Here is a 575-nt window from a genome sequence, read left to right on the forward strand (position 1 = left end):
CGCGTCTTTCCAGCCATCAATATCAAAAAGTCAGGCACTCGTCGTGAAGAGCGTATTCTTGATGAAGATAAGCTACGTAAAGTTTGGATATTACGTAAGTTATTACAACCAATGGATGGTGTTCAAGCAACTGAGTTTTTATTAGATCGTTTAAAAGAAGCTAAGACGAACGATGAGTTTTTTGAACAAATGAAACGTAAATCTCAAAACTAAGCAATTATTATTTATCAATTTGACTTCTATTATTTCATTTATTTTATACAAGATAGTTCTATCAGATATTAATAGTTAAAGTTTAATGAGTTCTATTATCTTTAACCTGATAAAAAAGTCCAAAAGTGTTAGCTTAATAGTTTAATAAATACAAGAATTATAAGTAAAAGCACTACCAATGACACAGTGAGGCAACATAAATTACAAAGTGTTTGCAAAGCTTAGCCAATCTACTACGACTATATAAATATTATGAGTATAGTATTAACTACAGTATAAATAAGCTTTATATAATATACTTTTTAATTTTGATTATTTAATAGGTGATAATATGAAATTTGCTAAAACTTTTGCCATGACTG

1 pseudogene is annotated in these 575 nt (G+C 28.0%); it reads left to right on the plus strand.

From position 1 onward, the window contains the following. Positions 1-213, plus strand: a pseudogene (gene rho / locus ACS8FD_RS23135) (transcription termination factor Rho); the annotation flags it as partial. Positions 214-575: the final 362 nt, after the last annotated feature.

Source organism: Psychrobacter sp. 1U2 (genome assembly GCF_051847575.1).